Annotated in this window: 1 protein-coding gene and 1 other annotated feature; the gene reads right to left on the bottom strand. The window is 65.9% G+C overall.

The window, feature by feature from the left end; all coding sequences use genetic code 11:
• Nucleotides 1–31: 31 nt before the first annotated feature.
• Nucleotides 32–1,275, bottom strand: a protein-coding gene (locus tag GPZ80_RS31860) for an IS3 family transposase (RefSeq protein WP_246477691.1) whose coding sequence is annotated in 2 segments (ribosomal slippage) — nucleotides 32–996 and nucleotides 996–1,275 — 1,245 coding nt in all. Because the reading frame shifts where the segments join, the coding sequence is not laid out codon by codon here.
• Nucleotides 869–997 (bottom strand) — a sequence feature (AL1L pseudoknot). Its footprint overlaps the gene before it by 129 nt.
• Nucleotides 1,276–1,326: the final 51 nt, after the last annotated feature.

Genomic DNA, 1,326 nt, shown 5'->3' with positions numbered 1-1,326 from the left:
TGTCAAGCACCGGGTTTGATGGAGGCTGTGATCACCCGTTCGTGAGTGCTACGGGTGCGGTGGTGTGGTGGTGGTTGATCTCGTATTCGACGGGCGGGATCAGACCCAGCTCGCCGTGGAGCCGTCGGTGGTTGTACCAGTCGATGTATTCGGCGACGGCGATCTCGACGTCGTCGACGCCGCGCCAGGGGCCCTTGTTGCGGATCAGTTCGGCTTTGAAGATCGAGTTGAATGCCTCGGCGAGGGTGTTGTCGTAGGAATCTCCTTTGCTGCCAACGGATGCGACTGCTCCGGACTCGGCCAGGCGCTGGGTGTAGCGCACGGCGAGATACTGCACGCCGCGGTCGGAGTGATGGATCAACTCGCTGGTGTCCTGACCGGCCCGGGCGCGGGTCCACAGGCCCATCTCGAGTGCGTCGAGTGCCAGGTCGGTGCGCAGGCTGGTGGAGACCTGCCAGCCGACCACGCGGCGGGAGAACACATCGAGCACGAATGCCGCGTACGCCCAGCAGGTGAACGTGCGGACATAGGTGATGTCGGCGACCCACAGCCGGTTCGGCGCCGCCGCGGTGAACTCCCGCTTGACAAGGTCCGGGCGCGGGTCGCTACCCTTGCCGCTACGGGTGGTGCGCGGGGTCTTCAACCGTGAGATCCCTTGCAGGCCAACGGATTTCATCAACCGGGTGACAGTGCAGCGTGCTACCGGACGGGCCGCGACGCCACCCTGGCGGGCCAGCTCCGCGTGGACCTTGCGCACGCCGTAGACACCGTAGTTTCGTGTGTGCACCTCCTTGATCTTCTCGGTGACCTGCACGTCGCGGACCGCGCGGGCCGACGGTGCCCGGGACCGGGCGGCGTAGTAGGTGCTCGGAGCGATCTTCACGCCCGCCTCGGTGAGAACGGCGCAGATCGGCTCGACTCCGAAATCATGGTTGTGGGCGTCGATGAACGCGACGATCACCGAGCGGGGCGGTCGAGCTCCGCCGCGAAGAAAGCCGATGCGCTCTTCAGGATCGCGTTCGCCCGCCGCAGTTCCCGGTTCTCCCGCTCCAACTCGGCCAACCGCTGCGCATCGCCGGTCGTGGTCCCTGGCCGGTCCCCGGCATCGATCTCGGCCCGCTTCACCCAGACCCTCAGCGCCTCGGGGTGGATGCCGAGTTGATCAGCCACTCGCTTGATCGCCCCCGCCGCCATATCCGGATCCTTGCGGGCGTCCACCGCCATCCGGGTCGCACGCTCACGCAGCTCATCAGGGTATTTCTTCGGTGCGGGCATAGCTGCAGATCCTCCAGGTTTCGATGTCTCCATCAAACCCGGTACGCAACA

Source organism: Actinokineospora xionganensis (assembly GCF_014323725.1).
GTDB classification, from domain to species: Bacteria; Actinomycetota; Actinomycetes; order Mycobacteriales; family Pseudonocardiaceae; genus Actinokineospora; species Actinokineospora xionganensis.
Note: the sequence above shows the minus strand (reverse complement) of the source record. Positions and strands in the feature narration are given on the sequence as shown.